16 protein-coding genes and 1 tRNA gene are annotated in these 20,040 nt (G+C 69.0%); 9 read left to right on the top strand and 8 right to left on the bottom strand.

Going from position 1 to position 20,040, the window contains the following annotated elements; genetic code table 11:
• Positions 1-32 precede the first annotated feature (32 nt).
• From AC1C2U_RS13735 to hpaD, 8 genes are all read left to right on the top strand, one after another.
• Positions 33-1,295: an alpha/beta fold hydrolase gene (locus AC1C2U_RS13735; RefSeq protein WP_495362321.1), complete on the top strand. Its 1,263-nt coding sequence runs from the start codon at positions 33-35 to the stop codon at positions 1,293-1,295.
• Positions 1,296-1,502: 207 nt separating this feature from the next.
• Positions 1,503-3,167, top strand: coding sequence for a thiamine pyrophosphate-binding protein (locus AC1C2U_RS13730; RefSeq protein ID WP_495362320.1), 1,665 nt, complete (start codon positions 1,503-1,505; stop codon positions 3,165-3,167).
• An 83-nt stretch (positions 3,168-3,250) separates the two neighbouring features.
• Complete coding sequence (gene hpaH / locus AC1C2U_RS13725) at positions 3,251-4,036, top strand: 2-oxo-hept-4-ene-1,7-dioate hydratase (RefSeq protein WP_495362319.1); 786 nt, start codon at positions 3,251-3,253, stop codon at positions 4,034-4,036.
• Positions 4,021-4,857: an HpcH/HpaI aldolase family protein gene (locus tag AC1C2U_RS13720; RefSeq protein ID WP_495362318.1), complete on the top strand. Its 837-nt coding sequence runs from the start codon at positions 4,021-4,023 to the stop codon at positions 4,855-4,857. Before hpaH ends, AC1C2U_RS13720 begins: the two co-directional genes overlap by 16 nt.
• A 146-nt stretch (positions 4,858-5,003) precedes the next feature.
• Entirely contained in the window at positions 5,004-6,647 is a 1,644-nt protein-coding gene (locus AC1C2U_RS13715; protein ID WP_495362317.1) for a fumarylacetoacetate hydrolase family protein, read from the top strand.
• Positions 6,644-7,381 carry a GntR family transcriptional regulator gene (locus tag AC1C2U_RS13710; RefSeq protein ID WP_495362316.1) on the top strand — a complete coding sequence of 246 codons (738 nt, stop codon included), beginning with the start codon at positions 6,644-6,646 and terminating at the stop codon, positions 7,379-7,381. Before AC1C2U_RS13715 ends, AC1C2U_RS13710 begins: the two co-directional genes overlap by 4 nt.
• A 23-nt stretch (positions 7,382-7,404) precedes the next feature.
• On the top strand, positions 7,405-8,898 hold the full coding sequence (hpaE, locus tag AC1C2U_RS13705; protein WP_495362315.1) for a 5-carboxymethyl-2-hydroxymuconate semialdehyde dehydrogenase: 1,494 nt from the start codon (positions 7,405-7,407) through the stop codon (positions 8,896-8,898).
• A 128-nt stretch (positions 8,899-9,026) separates the two neighbouring features.
• A complete protein-coding gene (gene hpaD / locus AC1C2U_RS13700) occupies positions 9,027-10,148 on the top strand; it encodes a 3,4-dihydroxyphenylacetate 2,3-dioxygenase (RefSeq protein WP_495362314.1) in 1,122 nt (373 codons plus the stop codon).
• Between the two features lie 71 nt (positions 10,149-10,219).
• Here hpaD and AC1C2U_RS13695 read toward each other — a convergent pair whose 3' ends face one another.
• Complete coding sequence (locus tag AC1C2U_RS13695; protein ID WP_495362313.1) at positions 10,220-11,152, bottom strand: endonuclease domain-containing protein; 933 nt, start codon at positions 11,150-11,152, stop codon at positions 10,220-10,222.
• A gap of 308 nt (positions 11,153-11,460) precedes the next feature.
• Between AC1C2U_RS13695 and AC1C2U_RS13690 the strand changes: the two genes are divergently transcribed.
• The gene (locus tag AC1C2U_RS13690) at positions 11,461-12,672 is read left to right on the top strand and encodes a metallophosphoesterase family protein (RefSeq protein WP_495362312.1); all 1,212 of its coding nucleotides are present in this window, start codon (positions 11,461-11,463) and stop codon (positions 12,670-12,672) included.
• A gap of 50 nt (positions 12,673-12,722) precedes the next feature.
• On the opposite strand, the gene AC1C2U_RS13685 is transcribed toward AC1C2U_RS13690, so the two are convergent.
• The 7 genes from AC1C2U_RS13685 to AC1C2U_RS13655 all read right to left on the bottom strand — a co-directional run bounded on the left by AC1C2U_RS13685 (position 12,723) and on the right by AC1C2U_RS13655 (position 20,011).
• Positions 12,723-13,532 (bottom strand): alpha/beta fold hydrolase, encoded by an 810-nt coding sequence (locus AC1C2U_RS13685; RefSeq protein WP_495362311.1) that lies wholly within the window; start codon positions 13,530-13,532, stop codon positions 12,723-12,725.
• Positions 13,529-14,131: an isochorismatase family protein gene (locus AC1C2U_RS13680; protein ID WP_495362310.1), complete on the bottom strand. Its 603-nt coding sequence runs from the start codon at positions 14,129-14,131 to the stop codon at positions 13,529-13,531. Before AC1C2U_RS13680 ends, AC1C2U_RS13685 begins: the two co-directional genes overlap by 4 nt.
• A 106-nt stretch (positions 14,132-14,237) precedes the next feature.
• A complete protein-coding gene (locus AC1C2U_RS13675; protein WP_495362309.1) occupies positions 14,238-16,082 on the bottom strand; it encodes a D-alanyl-D-alanine carboxypeptidase/D-alanyl-D-alanine-endopeptidase in 1,845 nt (614 codons plus the stop codon).
• 67 nt (positions 16,083-16,149) lie between these two features.
• Positions 16,150-17,133 carry a Gfo/Idh/MocA family protein gene (locus AC1C2U_RS13670; RefSeq protein ID WP_495362308.1) on the bottom strand — a complete coding sequence of 328 codons (984 nt, stop codon included), beginning with the start codon at positions 17,131-17,133 and terminating at the stop codon, positions 16,150-16,152.
• A 61-nt stretch (positions 17,134-17,194) separates the two neighbouring features.
• Positions 17,195-17,818 carry a hypothetical protein gene (locus AC1C2U_RS13665; protein ID WP_495362307.1) on the bottom strand — a complete coding sequence of 208 codons (624 nt, stop codon included), beginning with the start codon at positions 17,816-17,818 and terminating at the stop codon, positions 17,195-17,197.
• A 511-nt stretch (positions 17,819-18,329) separates the two neighbouring features.
• Positions 18,330-18,405, bottom strand: a tRNA-Thr gene (locus tag AC1C2U_RS13660).
• Between the two features lie 79 nt (positions 18,406-18,484).
• Positions 18,485-20,011 (bottom strand): alpha/beta hydrolase, encoded by a 1,527-nt coding sequence (locus AC1C2U_RS13655; RefSeq protein ID WP_495362750.1) that lies wholly within the window; start codon positions 20,009-20,011, stop codon positions 18,485-18,487.
• Positions 20,012-20,040 lie beyond the last annotated feature (29 nt).

Below are 20,040 nucleotides of genomic sequence, written 5' to 3'. Positions count from 1 at the left end.
ACCCCCGCGGCGGCCGCGACGGAGAATCGGCCATGCGCCTGCCCCGCCCGGTCCGAATCTTCACCGCCGCCACGATCGTCTTCGCGGCATCGGTGCTCGCCGGTTGTTCGCCGCCGGCCGGCGCCCGCTCACCCGGCATCGACGTCGAGGAACTCGACGGCCCGTTCCAGCCGCTCGCACTGCACCTCACCGGGCTCGAGCCGGGAACCGAGGTCGAGCTCGTCGCCGAAACGCACATCGACTGGATCGCGCACCGCTCGGAGGCGACATTCCTCGCCGACGATGAGGGCGCCGTCGACCTCGCCCGCCAGGCGCCGGTCCGCGGCGACTGGTCTGCCGCAGACTCGATGGCGCCGTTCTGGTCGCTCGCGCAGACCGGCAGCCGATTCCCGAGCTTCGCCGCATACGCCGAGGAACACGAGGTGGATCTCACCCTCGTCGACGCATACGGCACCGAGCTCGCGAGCACGAGCGTGCTCCGAGGCACGATTCCCGAGTCCGTCGTGCTCGAATCGATCACGGACGACGGACTCGTGGCGGCATTCGCCCGGCCCGAGGCATCCGTCGAGCCCGGAGGCGAACCGCGCGCTGCGGCCCTCGTGTTCTCCGGCAGCGAGGGCGGGATTCAGAACGCGAGGGTCATGGCGAGCCATCTCGCCGCAGCCGGCTACCCCGCCCTCGCCGTGAGCTACTTCGGCTCGGCGGGCCAACCTTCCGAGCTCGCCGATGTGCCGCTCGAGACCTTCCTCGGCGCGCTCGACTGGTTGCGAGCACGCCCCGAGGTCGATCCCGATCGCATCACCCCCGTCGGCGTCTCACGCGGCGGCGAGGTCGCCCTCTGGCTCGCGGCCGAGTACCCCGAGCTCGTCCGTGGCGCAGTCGCGCCCGTCGGGGCGGGCGAATTCTGGTGCGGGTACCCGGACTGGTCTCGCCCGGCGTGGACGCTCGTCGGCGCGCCGGTGCCGTGCACGAGCGACCTCGGCTCGGCGCCTCCGGGTTCGGTCATCGACCTCTCCCGCATCGACGGGCCGCTCGTCCTCGCCTGCGGCTCGGCCGACATGGTCTGGGACTCCTGCGAGCTGATGGAACGGACTCGGCAACGTGCCGAGGAACTCGGCCTCGATGTGACGGCGCTCGAGGCCGACGGGGCGTCGCATTTCATCCCACTCGATCCCTATATGCCGGCCATGCCCGACACCGATGGCGCAGCGGATTCCGCGGCTCGCGCCGCGTTCTGGCGCGCGGCCTTCGATGCGCTCGGGCCGCCCGACCGGCTGCCGCCGCGAAGCCGGTAGGCAGTGCAGGCGAATGCGGATGCCGCGGCATCCGCATTCGCCGCAGTTCAGCTCCATCGTCGACCGGGCCGGAGGCGAGCGCCTCGCGTAGACTCGCCGTCGTCCGGCGATGATCGCCGGTGCTCGCAAAAGGGGCACGCAGCCAGCCGGCACGGTTCGCGAGACACATACGGAATCGTTCATCCGTCTGTCTCGTCAGGAGCCTCCATGCCCTCGGTCTCAGCACTCGTCGCACGCACCCTCGCCGCCCACATCGACCATGTCTTCGGGGTCATGGGCAACGGCAACGCACTCTTCCTCGACGCCCTCGATCGCACGAGCGCGAGCTATACCGCGCTGCGCCACGAAGCGGGTGCCGTGGTGGCCGCCGACGCACACTACCGGGCATCGGGGCGCCTCGCCGCCGCGACCGCGACTTACGGGGCCGGATTCACGAACACCCTCACCCCGCTCGCCGAGGCGGTTCAGGCGCGCATCCCCCTGGTGCTCGTCGTCGGCGATGAGCCGACGACCGGACCTCGGCCGTGGGACGTCGACCAGATCGCGCTTGCGGCCGGCGTGGGCGCCCGCACCTTCACGGTCGGTCGAACGGATGTCGCGGCCACCGCCGTGCTCGCGATCGAGCATGCCCTGGCCAACCGCACCGCTGCCGTGCTCGCCATCCCCTACGACGTCGGTGGTCTCGAGGTCGACGCCGACGCCGACGCCGACGATGCATCGGCCCCTGCGCTGCGCCTGCCTGCTCCGCTCGCGCCGAAGGGCGAGTTCGCGACGCGCGCGATCGCCGAACTCGCCGGGATGCTCGCCGCCGCACGTCGGCCGTTCCTGCTCGCCGGCCGCGGCGCCTGGCTCGCCGGTGCGGGCGAGGCCCTCGGCGCGATCGCCGAGGCGACCGGTGCGCTCACCGCGTCGAGCGCACTCGGTCGCGGTGTCTTCCCCGACGCCCGCTACGATCTCGGCGTCACCGGCGGATTCGGCGCGGCCGGTGCGATGGAACTCGTGCGCGAGGCCGACGTCGCGGTCGTCTTCGGCGCTTCGCTGGGCCAGTTCACGATGCGGTTCGGCGAGCTCTTCGCACCCGGCACCCGCGTTGTGCAGGTCGACGTCGCCGCCACGGCCACCCACCCGAACGTCTCGGGGTTCGTCCGCGCCGACGCCGCCGTAGTGGCGCGCGGCCTCGTGCACGAGCTCGAGGCCATCGGCGCCGCGTCGTCGGGATGGCGCGAGAGTGTCGACGTCGCCGCTGCGCGAGCCTACGAGGCCGGCGAGCCAGTGGCATCCGATGGCCGTCTCGACCCTCGCAGCGTCGCAGCTCGCATCGGCGAGCTGCTGCCCGAGAACCGCGTGGTCGTCTCCGACGGCGGGCACTTCATCGGCTGGGCGAACATGTACTGGCCGGTCGCCTCGCCCGACCGCATGGTGATGGTCGGCACGGCGTTCCAGTCGATCGGGTTCGGGCTGGCGAGCGTGCCCGGCGCGGCGGTCGCACGCCCCGATGCGACGATCGTGCTGACGACCGGCGACGGCGGTGGCCTGATGGCGATGGCCGACCTCGAGAGCGCGGTGCGCACCGCCGGGGGGCGCGGCATCGCAGTCGTCTGGAACGACGCCGCATACGGTGCCGAGGTGCACCTCTACGGTCTGAAGGGCCTCGCCGAAGCGCCCATGCTCATCCCCGAGACCGATTTCGCCGGCCTCGCCTCCGCCGTCGGTGCGGAGGGCATCATCGTTCGTGAACTCGCCGACCTCGATCGGCTCGCCGCCTGGACGGCCGAGCCCGTCGGCTCCCGCCGCTTCCTGCTGCTCGACTGCCGCGTCTCGAGCACCGTGGTCGCGCCGTATCAGGAGGAGATCATCCGCGTGAACTCCTGACCGCGGCTGCCTGACCGCGGCTGCGGGACCGCGGCATCGTATACGATTCGTGCAAGAGTCCTCGACAACGAAGTGGAGCTTCCGTGATTGACCCCTCGCAGATCGCAGCGATCGCCGACGAGCTCATCGCCGCCGATCGCGATCGCTCGATCGTGCCACTCCTCAGAACGCGGCACCCCGAGATGACCGTCGACGACGCATACGCGGTGCAGGCACTCTGGGCGAAGCGGCGCGTGGCCGAGGGCCACCGCATCGTGGGTCGCAAGATCGGCCTCACCTCGAAGGTCATGCAGGTCGCCACGGGCATCACGGAGCCCGACTACGGGGTCGTCTTCGACGACATGGTCATCGAGTCCGGGGCATCCGTCGAATTCGACCGATTCTCGAACGTGCGCATCGAGGTCGAACTCGCCTTCGTGCTCGCGAAGCCGCTGCGGGGCCCGGATGCCACGATCTTCGACGTGCTCGACGCCACAGCCTACGTCGTGCCCGCGCTCGAGATCCTGAACTCGCACATCGAGATGGCGGGCCGCACGATCGTGGACACGATCAGCGACAACGCCGCGATGGGCGCGATGGTCATCGGCGGCCGACCGGTGAAGGTCGACGAGGTCGACCTCCGCTGGGTCTCGGCGCTGCTCTACCGCAACCAGACCATCGAGGAGTCGGGCGTCGCCGCCGCGGTGCTCGGTCACCCCGCGATGGGCGTGGCCTGGCTCGCGAACAAGCTCGCCCAGCACGGTCAGTCGCTCGAGACGGGCGAGATCATCCTGGCGGGGTCGTTCACCCGGCCCATGTGGGTCGAACGCGGCGACACCGTGCACGCCGACTACGGGCAGCTTGGAGCCATCACGTGCCGATTCGAGTGACCCTTCCCGACACCCTCACGACCCGCATCGAGGCGTCCGATCGCCCGCTCGTCGGAATGTGGGTGTGCTCTGGCAGCCCGATCATGGCCGAGCTCGCTGCGGGCAGCGGCCTCGACTGGGTGCTCATCGACGCCGAGCACTCCCCCAACGGTCTCGAGTCGATCCTCGCGCAGCTCTACGCGGTCTCGGCCTACCCCGTCGCTCCCGTCGTGCGTCCGCCGATCGGCGACGCCGTCGTGATCAAGCAGTACCTCGACCTCGGCGTACAGAACCTGCTCGTGCCCATGGTCGACTCCGCCGCGCAGGCCGCCGAGCTCGCTCGGGCGGTTCGCTATCCGACCGACGGGGTGCGGGGCGTCGGCGCCTCCCTTGCGCGATCGTCGCGCTGGAACCGCGTCGAGCGGTACCTTCCGGATGCCTCGTCGACGATCAGCCTCACGGTGCAGATCGAATCCGGGGCCGCCGTGGCCGTGGTCGAGGAGATCGCGGCGGTCGACGGAGTCAACGCCCTCTTCGTCGGGCCGGCCGATCTCGCCGCCTCGATGGGGCTGCTCGGCCAGCAGTCGCACCCCGACGTCGTCGAAGGCGTGCTGCGCTCGATCCGGGCTGGCGCCGCGGCCGGCAAGCCCGTCGGCGTGAATGCGTTCGTGGCCGAGGACGCCGAGCGGTACCTCGCCGCCGGCGCCTCCTTCGTGGCCGTCGGCGCCGACGTCGCGATCGTCGCGCGCGCATCGGAGGCGCTCGCTGATCGGTTCATCCGGTCGGATGCCGCGGTGTCGGCGCCTCCCGCAGTGGCCGAGCCGCCCCGCGCGGGCTACTGACGCACGCGACGAGGGCGGTCACGCCCGCTCCGCAGCGCGCTCGACACCGCTCGACACCGCTCGACACCGCTCGACACCGCTCGACACCGCTCGACACCGCTCGACAGATCGTATATGATTTCAGATATTGAGAGACGAGGGCGTCAATGACCGACGAAATCACCACCCCGGGCAAGATCATCGCCGTGCACCTCAACTACCGCTCGAGAGCGGAGCAGCGCGGCCGCACCCCGGCGCAACCGAGCTACTTCCTGAAGCCGGCATCCTCGGTCGCGCCGACCGGCGGCACGATCGAACGCCCGGCCGGTACCGAGCTGCTCGCCTTCGAGGGTGAGATCGCGCTCGTCATCGGCCTGCCCGCTCGCCGCGTCTCCCCCGACGACGGCTGGCTGCACGTCGCATCCGTCACCGCGGCGAACGACTTCGGCCTCTACGACCTGCGCGCCGCCGACAAGGGTTCGAACGTGCGCTCGAAGGGCGGCGACGGCTTCACGCCGCTCGGCCCGGGGATGATCCCCGCGTCCGCCGTTTCACCCGACGGGCTGCGCGTGCGCACGTGGGTCAACGGCGAACTCGTGCAAAACGACACGAGCGGCGGGCTGCTCTTCCCGTTCGGCCGGCTCGTCGCCGACCTCTCGCAGCACATGACCCTCGAGACCGGCGACGTCATCCTCACCGGAACACCCGCGGGCTCTTCCGTCGTCGTGCCGGGCGATGTGGTCGAGGTCGAGGTCGACGCACCGGATGCCCCCGGCGCACCGAGCACCGGCCGACTCGTGACCACCGTGACCGCGGGCGACGCACCGTTCGGCGACTTCGGCGCGAAGCCCGGCGTCGACGATCTCCAGCGGGTCGAAGCCTGGGGCTCCGAGGCAGATCTCGCCGCGGCAGTCGCTGCTGGGCGAGCGCGTCCAAAGCTCGCTGACCCGGTCGAAACGGGCGTTCCCGAGCGGCTCCCTTCGACATCGACAAGCTCAGGGAGCGAACAGTTCGAGCTGACCGACGAGCTGAAGGCCGCGATCGCCGGCGTCGCCGTCGCGACCCTCTCGGTCGCCCTGCGCAAGCGCGGCTACCACGACATCTTCATCGAGGGCGTCTCCGCGAACCATCCCGGCGCCCGCATCGTCGGCCGCGCGAAGACGCTGCGATTCATCCCCTTCCGCCCCGACCTCTTCGCGAGCCACGGCGGCGGGTTCAACGCGCAGAAGCTCGCCTTCGACACCGTCGCCCCGGGCGAAGTGCTCGTCGTCGAGGCCCGCGGCGAGCGCGGCACCGGCACGGTCGGCGACGTGCTCGCACTCCGTGCGCAGGTGCGTGGTGCCGCGGGCATCGTCACCGACGGCGGCGTGCGCGACTTCGACGCCGTCGCCGGGTTCGAGATCCCCGTGTTCTCACAGGGCCCGCACCCGAGCGTGCTCGGCCGCAAGCACGTGCCGTGGGAGGTCGACGTCACGATCGCGTGCGGCGGCGCCGCCGTGCAGCCAGGCGACGTCATCGTCGGCGACGGCGACGGCGTCATCGTGATCCCACCGCAGCTCGTCGAGGAGGTCGTCGCCGAGGCGGTCGAACAGGAACGGCAGGAGGCGTGGGTCGCCGAGCAGGTCGCCGGCGGGGCATCCGTCGACGGACTCTTCCCCATGAACGCCGAATGGCGCGCCCAGTACGAAGCCGAGATCACCCTTCGACAGGCTCAGGGCGCAGAAGTCGCTCAGGACGCAGAAGTCACTCAGGGCGCAGAGGTGGCTCAGGGCGCAGAGGTCGCTCAGGGCGCAGAGGTCGCCGATCGATGAGCGCCGAGAGCAAATCTCAACTCGCCTATCGATTCCTGCGCGAGCGAATCGACGACGGGCGCTACGTGCCCGGCTTCCGGCTCGTACTCGGCCAGATCGCCGCTGAACTCGACGTGAGCGTCGTGCCGGTGCGCGAAGCGATCCGACGCCTCGAAGCTGAGGGGCTCGTCACCTTCGAGCGCAACGTCGGCGCGCAGGTCGCGCTCATCAAGGAGACCGAGTACCTGCACACCATGCAGACGCTCGCCCTCGTCGAGGGGGCAGCCACCTCGCTGTCGGCGCCTCACCTCACGGCCGAGCACCTGCGGCGAGCGCGCGAGATCAACGAACGGATGCGGCGCACGCTCGACGACTTCGACCCGCACCGCTTCACCGAACTCAACCTCGAATTCCACGCAGTGCTCTTCGAGGAGTGCACGAACCCGCACATCCTTGAACTCGTGCACCGTGGGTGGAACCGCATGAAGGTGCTGCGCGACTCCTCGTTCAGCTTCGTGCCGGGCCGGGCCCACGAGTCCGTCGAAGAACACGAACACATCATCGCGCTCATCGAGACGGGAGCCGACCCGCTCGAGATCGAGCTCACGGCCCGCCGCCATCGCACCGCGACGCTCGACGCCGTGCTCGCCCACCAGTCGAAGCACAAGGCTGCAGGCTCGACGGATGCCGCTGCATCCGTTGTCCCAACCGACTCCACCGCCTCCGAAGCCCGCGCGGTCGACGCGACCGTCTGAGGCTCGAACACGAAGGAATCACGATGACCCACCACATCCCCGAGGGCCTGCCCGACCGCATCCGCCACTACATCGACGGCGAGTTCGTCGACTCGGTCGGCGGCGAGACGTTCGACGTACTCGACCCGGTCTCGAACGAGACCTACGTGCAGGCGGCGGCCGGCCAGCAGGCCGACATCGACCTCGCCGTCGCCGCCGCGAGGCGCGCATTCACCGAGGGCCCGTGGCCGCGGATGCTGCCTCGCCAGCGCTCCCGTGTGCTGCACAAGGTCGCCGACCTCGTGGAGGCGAGCGACCGCCGCCTCGCCGAACTCGAGACCTTCGACACGGGCCTGCCGATCACGCAAGCGCTCGGCCAGGCGCAGCGCGCCGCCGAGAACTTCCGCTTCTTCGCCGACCTGATCGTCGCCCAGCGCGACGACACCTACAAGGTGCCCGGCCGCCAGGTGAACTACGTCAACCGCAAGCCGATCGGCGTCGCGGGCCTCATCACCCCGTGGAACACGCCCTTCATGCTCGAGTCGTGGAAGCTCGCCCCGGCCCTCGCGACCGGCAACACGGTCGTGCTGAAGCCGGCCGAGTTCACGCCGTTGTCGGCATCGCTCTGGGCCGAGATCTTCCGCGAGGCCGGCGTGCCCGACGGCGTCTTCAACCTCGTCAACGGGCTCGGCGAAGAGGCCGGCGACGCGCTCGTGAAGCATCCGGATGTGCCGCTCATCTCCTTCACCGGCGAGAGCCGCACCGGCCAGATCATCTTCGGCAACGCCGCGCCGTTCCTGAAGGGGCTCTCGATGGAGCTCGGCGGCAAGTCGCCCGCCGTCGTGTTCGCCGACGCCGATCTCGACGACGCGCTCGATGCCACCGTGTTCGGGGTGTTCTCCCTCAACGGCGAGCGCTGCACGGCGGGCTCGCGGGTGCTCGTCGAGCGACCGATCTACGACGACTTCGTCGCGCGCTACGCCGAACGCGCTCGCAACATCGTGGTCGGCGACCCGCACGACCCGAAGACCGAGGTGGGCGCGCTCGTGCACCCCGAGCACTACGAGAAGGTCATGTCGTACGTCGAGATCGGCAAGGGCGAGGGGCGGCTCGTCGCGGGCGGCGGCCGGCCGGAAGGGCTGCCGACCGGCAACTATGTCGCACCGACGGTGTTCGCGGATGTCGCACCTGACGCCCGCATCTTCCAGGAGGAGATCTTCGGGCCCGTCGTCGCGATCACCCCGTTCGACACCGATGAGGAGGCGCTCGCGCTCGCGAACGACACCCGCTACGGCCTTGCCGCCTACATCTGGACGAACAACCTGAAACGCGCCCACAACTTCGCCCAGTCGGTCGAGGCGGGCATGGTGTGGCTGAACTCGAACAACGTGCGGGACCTCCGCACCCCGTTCGGCGGGGTCAAGGCGTCGGGTCTCGGGCACGAGGGCGGCTACCGCTCGATCGACTTCTACACCGACCAGCAGGCCGTGCACATCACCCTGAACCAGGCGCACTCGCCGCGCTTCGGCCGCGGCTGACCCCTCTCCCGTTCCCTGACCCCTCTCCCGTTCCCTGACCCCTCTCCCGTTCCCTGAGCCTGTCGAAGGGAATACCACAGCACCCCCTTCGACAGGCTCAGGGGGCGCACTCGAGCAAGGACGCTGACATGCAACTCCCCGAACCCGTCGTGACGACCACCGACCCGATCCCCGCCCCGGCAGACCGCATCCCCACCCCGCACGCGACCCCGCCCGACATCGTGCGCTGCGCGTACATGGAACTCGTCGTCACCGACCTCGAGGCTTCGCGCCGCTTCTACGTCGACGTGCTCGACCTCGTCGTCACCGAGGAGGACGAGAACACCGTCTACCTGCGCTCGTACGAGGAGTTCATCCACCACAACCTCGTGCTGCGCAAGGGCCCGGTCGCCGCGGTCGCCGCTTTCAGCTACCGGGTGCGCACGCCTGAAGACCTCGACCGCGCGGTCGACTTCTACGAGGAGCTCGGCTGCCGCGTCGAGCGCCGCCCCGAGGGATACACCAAGGGCATCGGCGACTCGGTGCGCGTCGAAGACCCGCTCGGCTTCCCGTACGAGTTCTTCTACGACGTCGAGCACGTCGAGCGGCTCTCGTGGCGCTACGACCTCTACACGCCGGGCGCCCTCGTGCGGCTCGACCACTTCAACCAGGTCACTCCCGACGTGCCCAGGGCCGTGAAGTACATGGAAGACCTTGGCTTCCGAGTCACCGAAGACATCCAAGACGAACACGGCACGACGTACGCGGCCTGGCTGCGCCGGAAGCCCACGGTGCACGACACCGCCATGACCGGTGGCGACGGCCCCCGTATGCACCACGTCGCGTTCGCGACCCACGAGAAGCACAACATCATCGCGATCTGCGACAAGCTCGGCGCACTGCGCATGAGCGACGTCATCGAACGCGGCCCCGGCCGACACGGCGTCTCGAACGCGTTCTACCTGTACGTGCGCGACCCCGACGGCCACCGCGTCGAGATCTACACGCAGGACTACTACACAGGCGACCCCGACAACCCCGTCGTCACCTGGGATGTGCACGACAACCAGCGACGCGACTGGTGGGGCAACCCCGTCGTGCCGAGCTGGTACACGGATGCCTCGCTGGTGCTCGACCTCGACGGCAAACCGAAGCCCGTGGTCGCCCGCACCGACGAGTCCGAGATGGAGGTCACGATCGGCGCCGACGGCTTCTCGTACACCCGCAAAGACGACGAGGCGCAGGGCTTCAAGCTCGGTCACACCCTGTAGCGCCCTGCTGCTGTGCAGAACTCCGGATCGGCCGCAGGACACGCGGTTCCTCGCGCGCATCATGCGGCGTGTCACCCGCCGAATCCGGAGTTGCGCACAGCACCCGCCGCGAGATGCACTCCACGCACCATCAGCAGTCGGATCGCGGTCTCGACCGACTCCCACTCGCGGAGCACCTGCCGGTGGCTGAACGAGATGTGCGTATAGCCGATCGCCTTCAGCCATGCCCAACGACTTCGGTCGCGGTCGAACGCGCCGGGCTGAGAGTGCGGCCCCTCCCCGTCGACCTCGAAGATCAGCCGTTCGCCGATGAGGAAGTCCGCCCAGAATCCGCCGGGCAGTGCGACCTGCGGCGTCGCCGGGATCCCGGCGACGCGGAATCTCTCGCGCGCGACAGTCTCAGCGACTGCCTGGCTGCTCGGACTCGAGCGATGCGCGATCCGTTGCAGCGAGCCAGGCAGCCGCTCGAGGAGCCGAGCGAAACCGAGGTCGTCGAGGAGCTGCGGTCGCTCCGCCCTCCACTCGACCAGCTCCCGAGCGGAGTCGAGCGCGCACAGCGCATCCAGCTCGGGCACGCAGGCGAGCATCTCGGCAAGGCATTCCTCGAGAGACACGATGACGCCGTTCGCCGGCCGGTGCTGCTCCCAGTGCAACCGCACGCGCCCGCCCGCCTCGGCCACACGAACCGGCGTCGACCGATCATCGGGATCGCGCAGGCGTGTCGCATGAGGTCCGACGTGCACGTGCAGTTCGGAGGCATCGGTGAGCACCCGCAGCCCATGAAGACGTGCGGCAGAGATGCAGGCGAGTCGGCCGCCCACCCGCACTGCACGCTTGGCGGGTGGCGGCAGGGCCGGCTCCACGAACACGCCGCGACGGGCGCGCTCGATCTCACGGCGTTCGAGCGCTGCCGTGATCGCGCGACGACTCAGTCCGGCCGCGAGCAGATCGGCCGCCGTGCAGACTCCGCCGAACGCACGCACGACATCTCGAGCATCGACCATGGCCCGAGCATGACGGCGTCCGCCGATGCATCCGCCGCCAGCCGCGCCCCGGTGCCGGCCCCTGACAGATCCGCCCCTGTGGAGGCCGAGTGGTGGGACGGCCCCGTGCACAACTCCGGAGCAGAACCGTGACACGCCGGATCAACATCCCGAGACTCGGCGAGTCGTAGCTCCGATCCGGAGTTCGGGTCGGCTTCACCGTCTTCTCGTTCATCTGCTCGTCTCCCCCGAGACATCCGCGATGCCTAGCGTCGTTCGCGGCACGCGCCCTCAGCGCCCGCCGCCGACGACGACAGGAGATTCGACAGATGCCAGAGAAGTTGCCCATCAGCCGCCGAACGATCCTCACCGCGGGGGGTCTCGGCATGCTCGGCGCCGCCCTGCCGACCGTGGCCCACGCCGAGACCATCGACGAGCTGCAGACGACCTCGGGTCGACCGCGACCGAAGGCGCCGAAGCTGCGGTTCGACGACGACGGCACCTTCAAGATCGTGCAGTTCAACGACACTCAAGACGACGAGCTGACCGACCGGCGCACGGTCGAACTCATCGAGAAGACCCTCGACGCGGAGCAGCCCGACTTCGTGCTCATCAACGGCGATGTCATCACCGGCGGGTGCGAGACCCGGCTCGCGGTGAAGCAGGCGATCAACAATGTCGTGTGGCCGATGGAGAGCCGCGGCATCCCGTGGGCGGTCACCTATGGCAACCACGACGAGGACTCGCTGCCGCAGTCAGGTGTGAACGAGGCGATGATGCTCGACTTCTACCGCAGCTACGACTTCAACATGAACGCCGAGAACATCGCCGGTGTCACGGGCACCGGCAACACGATCGTGCCGATCCGCACGGCCGGCCGCGGCAACGACACGGCCTTCAGCCTGTGGCTCCTCGACTCGGGGCGCTACGCGCCGGGCGACATCGACGGCCAGAACTTCGACGGCTACCCCACTTGGGACTGGCTGCGCATGGACCAGGTGTCGTGGTACCGCTCGGAGTCGCAGCGGCTCGAGAAGAAGCTCAAGCGCAAGGTTCCGGGCCTGATGTTCATCCACATCGCACTCTGGGAACACCGCTTCATGTGGTGGGGCGGCGTCGACACCCGTACCGAAGCGGATGCCGCGCGCGGCCTCGCCCGGCACGGCATCGTGGGCGAACGCAACGAAGACGAGTGCCCCGGACCCTTCAACTCGGGCATGTACAACGCGATCCTCGAGCGTGGCGACGTCAAGGGCGTGTTCGTCGGCCACGACCACGTCAACGACTACGTCGGCAACTACTACGGCGTGCTGCTCGGCTATGCGCCGGGCACCGGCTTCGGCGCCTACGGGCTGTCGGGGACGGAGCGCAACCGCATGCGCGGCGGGCGCGTCTTCGAGCTCACGCAAGCAGGCGCCGACGTCGCCGACGTCACCATCGACACCCGGGTCGTCTACGCGCGCGACCTCGGCATCGACCTGACCGCGAACGACCAGCCGATGGAGCCGACGCCTCTCGCGCCGAAGCAAGCCGCGATCTGACGTTCCACCCGGTCACCGATGCGGGGCGGGGTCGGCGGTTCCGCCCCGCATCAGGCTTCGGCGAGGAAGCCGATCGCGGCCTTCTTGAAGGCCCGCGCAGTGAGCGTTGAAACGTGGTCGCGGCCGGGGATCGACACGAAGTCGGCACCCCAGTCGAGAGCGAGCTCCCGCGCACCCACGGGCACAGGGTCGTTTTCACCGGCGATGAAGAGTACAGGGATGCCTCCCGGAATCGAAAGCGGCGCACCCGACACGCCCTCGATGACGGCGAGGAGCGCCTCACGGTCGGCGCCGGCCGTGATCGCAGGCCGGAGCACCTGCTCGATGAGCGGGTTCCCCGGCGGCTCGTCGCGCAGCAGCACGGCTCGCACCTCGTCGAGGTCCCATGAGGCGAAGAGTTCGCTCGGCCCTGCGCCACCGATCACGACTCGGCGTACGCGCTCGGGCGCACTCGCGGCGAATGCCGAGACGACCCGGTTGCCCATGGAGTACCCGATGACGTCGACCTCGTCGACACCGGCGGAGTCGAGCACGGCGATCAGGTCCGCTCCGAGCCGCTCAGGCGCATACGAATCTGCGTCGACCGGCTTGTCGCTCTCGCCGTGTCCGCGGAGGTCGAGGGTGATCGTCGCTCGTCCGGCATCTTCGAGCGCCCGGATCCAGCCCGTGCCCTCCCATGTGACTGCGGCGTCGGAGGCGAAGCCGTGCACGAGCAGCACCGGCGGCAACCCGGCGCCCGCGCCCGCGCCGCGATCGCCGCCGTCGCCGCCGCCGCCGTCGCGTACGCGGTAGCCGATGAGCACCCCATCGGGGGACTCGGCGTAGAGTGTCGGCGCTTGGGCAGGTTCGACCTGCCTCACGAGGCGTCCTCGCCGAGCACCGACGACTCGGCGATGACGGCGCCGGCGTGGCCGAGCTCGGCGAGTGCGGCCTCCGACGACTCGGGTGCGACACCAGCCACGAGATCGGTGAAGATCCGCACGCGCTGGCCGTGCTCGACAGCATCGAGTGCACTGGCCCGCACGCAGTAGTCTGTGGCGATGCCGACGATGTCGATCTCGGTGATGCCACGGGCGACGAGCACTTCACTCACGGTCGCCCCCGCATCATCCGTGCCCTCGAAGATCGAGTATGCGGGCGCACCCTGGCCCTTGCGGATGTGCACGTGGACGCCCGAGGTGTCGAAGTCGGGGTGATACTCGGCCCCGGGTGTGTCGGCGACGCAGTGCGTCGGCCAGGTGTCGACGAAGTCGGGTTCGTCGTCGCCTGCGAAGTGGCCTCCGTTGTCGGAATCCCCCGAATGCCAGTCTCGGGATGCCGCGACGAGGTCGTACTCGCCCTGATGCTGTGTGAGCAGGCGGGTGATGCCGGCGGCGACGGCAGCCCCGCCGTCGACACCGAGCGCTCCGCCCTCTGTGAAATCGTTCTGCACGTCGATGATGAACAGGGCCCTGGTCATGGCTCGCTCCTTCGCACGTCGGTCACGGCTCGATTCGGCCGCCGAGACCATTCTTCCAGTGTCGCGCCCGTGCTGCCCGATGTTCAGCGTTGAGCGAAGCCGGCGATCACTGATTGGAGAGGTTGTCGCCGCAGAGGAAGAACCCGGTCGTGAGCGTGTCGATCGCCTGCTTCGCGTCGTCGGAGACGTCGCCGAGGGCGTAGATCGCGAAGGTCAGCGTGGAGCCGTCTTGCGCCCGTACGACCCCTGCGAGCGTGTAGCCGGTGTCGATCCATCCAGTCTTGGCCGACACCGCGCCGTCGGCGACCGAGTTGTCGCCCGAGAACCGGTCGTCGTAACTCAGGGACCCGCGCTCGCCGGAGACGGGCAAACCGTCCATGAGCACGCCGAGGTTGCCCTCGCGCGCGTTGATCTTCACGAACAGCTGGGTGAGATACGACGGGGGCACTGCGTTGTTGTCGGAGAGGCCCGAGCCGTCGACCACGACTATGCCGGTCGTGTCGATCCCATACGTCGCAAGGCCCTGGAGCACACCCGCGTTGATGGCGCCGAAGGTATTGCCCGAGCCGGTCTCGATCGCGACGAGCCGGGCGAGCATCTCGGCCGCGGTGTTGTCGGAGACGACGAGTGCCTTGTCGACGATCTGCGCGACGGTCGGCGACTGCACCTGCCCGAGCTGCTGTGCGCCTGCGGGAGCGGTGCCCCGTTCGATCGCGCCGATGCCGCCGAGCGCGCTCGCGAAGGCGTCACCGGCACGGCTCACGGGGTCGGCGCTGCGCCATGAGGTGTTCGCACCGGGGTCATCGCGGTCGCCGTCGACCATGAGTGCGGCGACGTTCGCCATGTAGCCGTCCTCGCGCTCCTTGATCGCCCAGCTCGGCTCCCACTCGTCGCCGCTGAAGTAGCTCGCGTCGAGGATGAGCTTCGTGAGCGGCGGGTTGGCGGGCTCGGCCGCCCACGCGGCCTTCACCTGTGCCGCGAGCTCGTCGAGGTGCGCCGCGCCCGGGTACACGGTCTCGGTGCCGCTCGAAGTGCGGGAGAGGGTGGCGTCGCCGCCACCGACGAGTACGACCGAGCCGGGCTCGCTCCCCTTCATGACGGTCGTCGCCGTGCGGTAGTCGGGCCCCAGCACCGACAGCGCCGCGGCCGAGGTCAGCACCTTCATGACGCTCGCGGTGCGGGATGCGGTCGTGCCGCCGCGGTCGTAGAGCACCTCACCGGTCGACGCGTTCATCACTTGCGCCTGGAAGTTCGCGAGCCGCCCGTCGGCCGCGCGATCGGCGACCGAACAGGTGCGGAGCCGGGTCGCCGCGGCCGGTGCGGCGGGTACCGGCCGCGCCGGATCGACCGTCGGCGTCGGGGTGGGCGTCTCGATGAGCGCAACGGATGCCTCGCCGCCGCCGTTGCTCGCCGCTCCGACCGCAACCGCGCCGGCCCCGATCAGACCGAACGCGAGCACGCCGCCCGTGATCATCAACGGCAGGCGGTGCTTGCGGGCGAACGTCGCGATGGTGGTCAGTACGCCGTTCGTCGACGGAGCGTCGGCAGACTGGGTTTCAGCGGCGGGAGTCGTGGCGACGGGAGTTGCGGGATCCGGATGCTCGGCGGCCAGGAGCTCGGTCGCCGCGAGCTCGGTATCGAGGATCTCGGTCGGGAGGATCTCGCTCGCCGCGAGATCGACGTCGAATATCTCGGTACCCGCAGTTTCGATCGCCGAAGACTCGGTCGCCGAAGACTCGGTCGCCGAAGACTCGGGTACCGAAGACTCGGTCGCCGACGTCTCGGTTACCGAAGAGTCGGGTACCGAAGGCTCGGTCGCCGAAGGCTCGGTCGCCGACGTCTCGGTCGCCGCCGTCTCGGTCGCCGAAGACTCGCCGGGAGACGCGGCGCCGCCGTTCGACGGGTCGCCTGCGTCAGGGGTCTCCCCTGCGGCATCCGTCTCGTCGATCACCCGGGAATCCTACGCGAGCCTTCCTCAAGAGAACCTGATCATGCGCCGGAATCACGTGCCGACGGTGTCATTCTCCCGGGTAGACGAGCCCGATCTGCCGGCGGATCTCGTCGAGCGACGCCATGATCGCGACGGTCTCATCGATCGGCAGGAGGTCTCCTGAGAGTGTGCCCGCGGCGACGAGACGCTCGACCGCTTCAGCCTGATACTGCATGCCGCGCCCGGTGACCTCGGAGCGGTACTCCTCGATCACGGTGCCGTCGGCGGCGACGACGCGGAACGTCGTCGGGGTGTACCAGACGTGGTCGATCTCGATGCGGGCGGCGGTGCCGAGCACGACAGCCGTGTTCGGGCCCTTCGTGTCACTCGCCGAGAACGTGACCGCCGTGCGCCCGCCTTCGTAGCCGAAGACTGCAGCGATGTGTGCGTCGGCGCCCGTCGTCTTGAAGGTGGCCGAAGCCTGGATGGTGCTGGGCTCACCGAAGATGTCCCACGCGAACGAGATCGGGTAGATGCCGAGGTCGAGCAGGGCTCCGCCGCCGAGCTCGAGCGCGTTGATGCGGTGTGCGGGATCGTCGGAGAGCAGCTGGGTGTGGTCGGCGATGAGCGAGCGCACCTCGCCGAGCGTGCCCTCGGCGATGATCTCGCGGATGCGCGCCATGTGCGGCAGGTACCGCGTCCACATCGCCTCGAGCGCGAGCAGGCCCTTCGCGGCGGCGAGTTCGGCGACCGCGCGCGCCTCATCGGCGTTGACGGTGAACGCCTTCTCGACGAGCACGTGCTTGCCTGCCTCGAGGGCGAGGGTCGCGTTCGCGGCGTGCATCGGATGCGGCGTGGAGACGTAGATCACGTCGACCTCTGGGTCGGCCACGAGCGCCTCGTAGCTGCCGTGCGCATTCGGGATGCCGAACTCCGCGGCGAACGCGTCGGCGCCCTCCTGCGAGCGCGAGCCCACCGCTTGCACGGTGAATCCGTTGAGCTTCAGGTCATTGGTGAAGGCATGGGCGATGCCGCCGGTCGCAAGGATTCCCCATCGCAGTCGTTCCGTCATACGCGACAGCCTATTCGGCTCGCGCACACGCGACTCACGTGTGCGCCCGCTCCGGTTGCCGTCAGCCGCAGTACTCGGTGGGAACGCCGGGCTCCGGCGACGACGTGATCGCCATCACCAGACCGTCTTGGACGGTGAAGACGATCCATCCGCCCGAATCGGGCACGCTGTAGAAGTTGGTGCCTCCGTACTCACGGGTGAGTTCGAGGTCGGAGTACGTCGATTCCAGCTCGGCGAAGGCCGCACCGAGCACGATGCCTGCTGCCGTGGACGGCGAGTTCTCCAGCGTGGCATCGGCATTCCAGCCGTCGACGCCGACCCACTTCACCGTCTCATTGCCGTCATCGTCGACGACGAGGAACGGCGGGAACAGGTCAGCGGTGAAGTGCCTCACACCCGGATTCGGGCAACCGTCGTCGGCGGTCGCATACGGCCCCAGGCTGCTTCCCTGGGCAGGAAGCGACGAACCTCGCTCGATCGGCCCGACGCCCGCACCGCTGATGATCCACGATGACGGATCGTCGACATCGACGGCAGTCTGCGTCGGCTCGGCCGTCGCGGAGGCCGTCGGAGATGCGCTCGCAGAGGGTGTCGACGTCGACTGTGGCGAGCCTTCTGCCGACATGGCGCACCCGGCGAGCAGGAGGATCGCCGCGATCGGCGCGAGGGAGATCAGTCTCTGCATGAGTGGACAGTAGCGGAGATCGACGATCCGGCGCGACTGTCGGCGTGAAGATCAGTGCCAGTCCTGAGTCCACCCCGGTACTGGGAACTGCGGCAGTCACGAGGTCGACGTACCGTGATCGTGACGCGCGCATGTTTCTCCAGCGCGACACACGAACGGCCCGGAGAACCCGGGCCGTTCGTGCGCCGGGAAGGAGAAGTCGAGTGAATCACAGTTGCGCCGATGACTCTTGATTCCGGGTCTGTCAGGATCAAGCCATGAATGACGATGATCTTCGCGTCTGGGCCCAGCAGGTCTGGGCTGCATACGAGGTGCACCGAACCTGTCGATTCGGACGATGCGTCTGTTCATCGAGGACTACGAGCGGGTTCGCGTCGAACAACGAGATCGCCGCAGCGACGGCGAGTGACCCAGAGGTCGAACGCCCGGATCGACCCTGCTCTGACCTGCACCCTCGACGGCACGGAGCGGAAGCGAAGAAGGGCCCGAATCTCTTCGGGCCCTTCAATAATGGAGCCGCCTGTGGGAATCGAACCCACGACCTTCTCATTACGAGTGAGACGCTCTGCCGACTGAGCTAAGGCGGCGTGGCATCCGGGCGCTCAAAGCGCACCGGGTGGCACGAGAATCAATGTTAGCGGGTTTCGCAACCGTCGATGACCACCATCAGCACTTCGGATCGCTCGCCGGCACGGTGCCGTCGAGCAAGTACGACTCGACCACGTCGTTGATGCACGAGTTCGATTTGTTGTACGCCGTGTGGCCCTCACCCTCGTAGGTGACGAGCACTCCGCTGTCGAGTTGCTCGGCGAGGGCGACGGCCCACTCGTACGGCGTGGCCGGGTCACCCGTCGTGCCGATGACGAGGATCGGCGCGGCACCCTCAGCGTGGACCTCGGCCCGCTCGCGGTCGCCCTGATAGGGCCAATTGATGCATCCGAGGTCGCCGAACCCGAAGTACGGCCCGATGATCGGGGCGACCTCCGCAACGGCGGCGGCCTTCTCGCGCATCACCGCGACGTCGGACTGGTAGGTGTAATCGAGGCAGTTCACCGCACTGAATGCTTCGGCCGAATTGTCGAGATAGGTGCCGTCTTCGCTCCGACCGTTGTAGCCGTCGGCGAACGAGAGCGCCATATCGGCGTCGCCGAACATCACGGCCTCGAACATGTCGTTCAGGTACGGCCACGAGTCGACGCTGTACAGCGGGTAGATGATCGCCGTGACGAGGGTGTCGGCGCCCACGAGGCGTCCGTCGGTGCCGCGCAGCGGGCTCTGGTCGACGGATGCCAGGAGCCGGCTGATCTCGTCGGCAGCTTCGTCGACCGTGCCGTCGAACGGACATTCAGTGCCCGAGAGACAGAACTCGAGGTAGGCCTTCAGGGCGTTCTCGAACCCGACGGCCTGGGCCTGGGAGACTTCGGACTCGCTCGCGGCGGGGTCGATCGCCCCGTCGAGCACGAGCCGGCCGACATTGTCGGGGTAGAGCTCGGCGTACGTGGCACCGAGGAAGGTGCCATAGGAGTAGCCGAGGTAGTTGAGCTTCTCGTCGCCGAGGATCGCGCGAAGCAGGTCGAGGTCACGCGCGGCGCTCTCGGTGTCGACGTTGCCGAGCAGCTCGCCGGTCTGCTCGCTGCACGCCTGACCGAAGTCGGCCTCGATGGCCTCGGCCGCGGCGATCCACTCGTCGCTGCCCCGCTCGCCGGGCGTGATGCCGTAGAGGTACTCATCCATCTCGGGTGCGTCGTAGCAGGCCACCCCTGCCGAGCGCCCGACGCCCCGGGGATCGAACCCGACGACGTCGTACCGCTCCTGCAGAGGCTTGCCGACGGCAAAGTCGAGGGAGTCCATCACGAAGTCGTAGCCTGAGCCGCCGGGCCCGCCCGGGTTCACGAGCAGCGAGCCGATCTTGTCACCGGTCGCGACGTGCCGCACGAGGGCGAGCTCGGTCTCGCCTGCCGCAGGGTCGCTCCAGTCGAGCGGCGCCTTCGCCGTGGCGCAGCCCATGTCGTCGCCGCATCGCTCCCACTTCAGCACCTGCGAGTAGAAGGGTTCGAGTTCGGCGTCGACCTCTTCGCCCGTCGGCGTCGAGACCGGCTGCTCGACGTTCAGCATCGAGGGCACGCAGCCGCTCAGCGCGAGCAGCGCCGCCAGGGCACCGACGACCGCGATCGCACGGATGCCACGAGGCATTCCTTCGCCTGGCTCGGGGCGGCGTCGTC

It is taken from the genome of Agromyces sp. Y575 (assembly GCF_059445445.1).
This window is presented reverse-complemented; position numbering and strand designations above follow the sequence as displayed.

Excerpts from the sequence above, each read along its gene's own strand:
- AC1C2U_RS13735 (WP_495362321.1), top strand. The coding sequence starts at position 33 with ATGCGCCTGCCCCGCCCGGTCCGAATCTTCACCGCCGCCACGATCGTC.
- AC1C2U_RS13730 (WP_495362320.1), top strand. The coding sequence starts at position 1,503 with ATGCCCTCGGTCTCAGCACTCGTCGCACGCACCCTCGCCGCCCACATC.
- AC1C2U_RS13715 (WP_495362317.1), top strand. The coding sequence starts at position 5,004 with ATGACCGACGAAATCACCACCCCGGGCAAGATCATCGCCGTGCACCTC.
- AC1C2U_RS13710 (WP_495362316.1), top strand. The coding sequence starts at position 6,644 with ATGAGCGCCGAGAGCAAATCTCAACTCGCCTATCGATTCCTGCGCGAG.
- hpaE (WP_495362315.1), top strand. The coding sequence starts at position 7,405 with ATGACCCACCACATCCCCGAGGGCCTGCCCGACCGCATCCGCCACTAC.
- hpaD (WP_495362314.1), top strand. The coding sequence starts at position 9,027 with ATGCAACTCCCCGAACCCGTCGTGACGACCACCGACCCGATCCCCGCC.
- AC1C2U_RS13695 (WP_495362313.1), bottom strand. The coding sequence starts at position 11,152 with ATGGTCGATGCTCGAGATGTCGTGCGTGCGTTCGGCGGAGTCTGCACG.
- AC1C2U_RS13690 (WP_495362312.1), top strand. The coding sequence starts at position 11,461 with ATGCCAGAGAAGTTGCCCATCAGCCGCCGAACGATCCTCACCGCGGGG.
- AC1C2U_RS13680 (WP_495362310.1), bottom strand. The coding sequence starts at position 14,131 with ATGACCAGGGCCCTGTTCATCATCGACGTGCAGAACGATTTCACAGAG.
- AC1C2U_RS13670 (WP_495362308.1), bottom strand. The coding sequence starts at position 17,133 with ATGACGGAACGACTGCGATGGGGAATCCTTGCGACCGGCGGCATCGCC.
- AC1C2U_RS13665 (WP_495362307.1), bottom strand. The coding sequence starts at position 17,818 with ATGCAGAGACTGATCTCCCTCGCGCCGATCGCGGCGATCCTCCTGCTC.
- AC1C2U_RS13655 (WP_495362750.1), bottom strand. The coding sequence starts at position 20,011 with ATGCCTCGTGGCATCCGTGCGATCGCGGTCGTCGGTGCCCTGGCGGCG.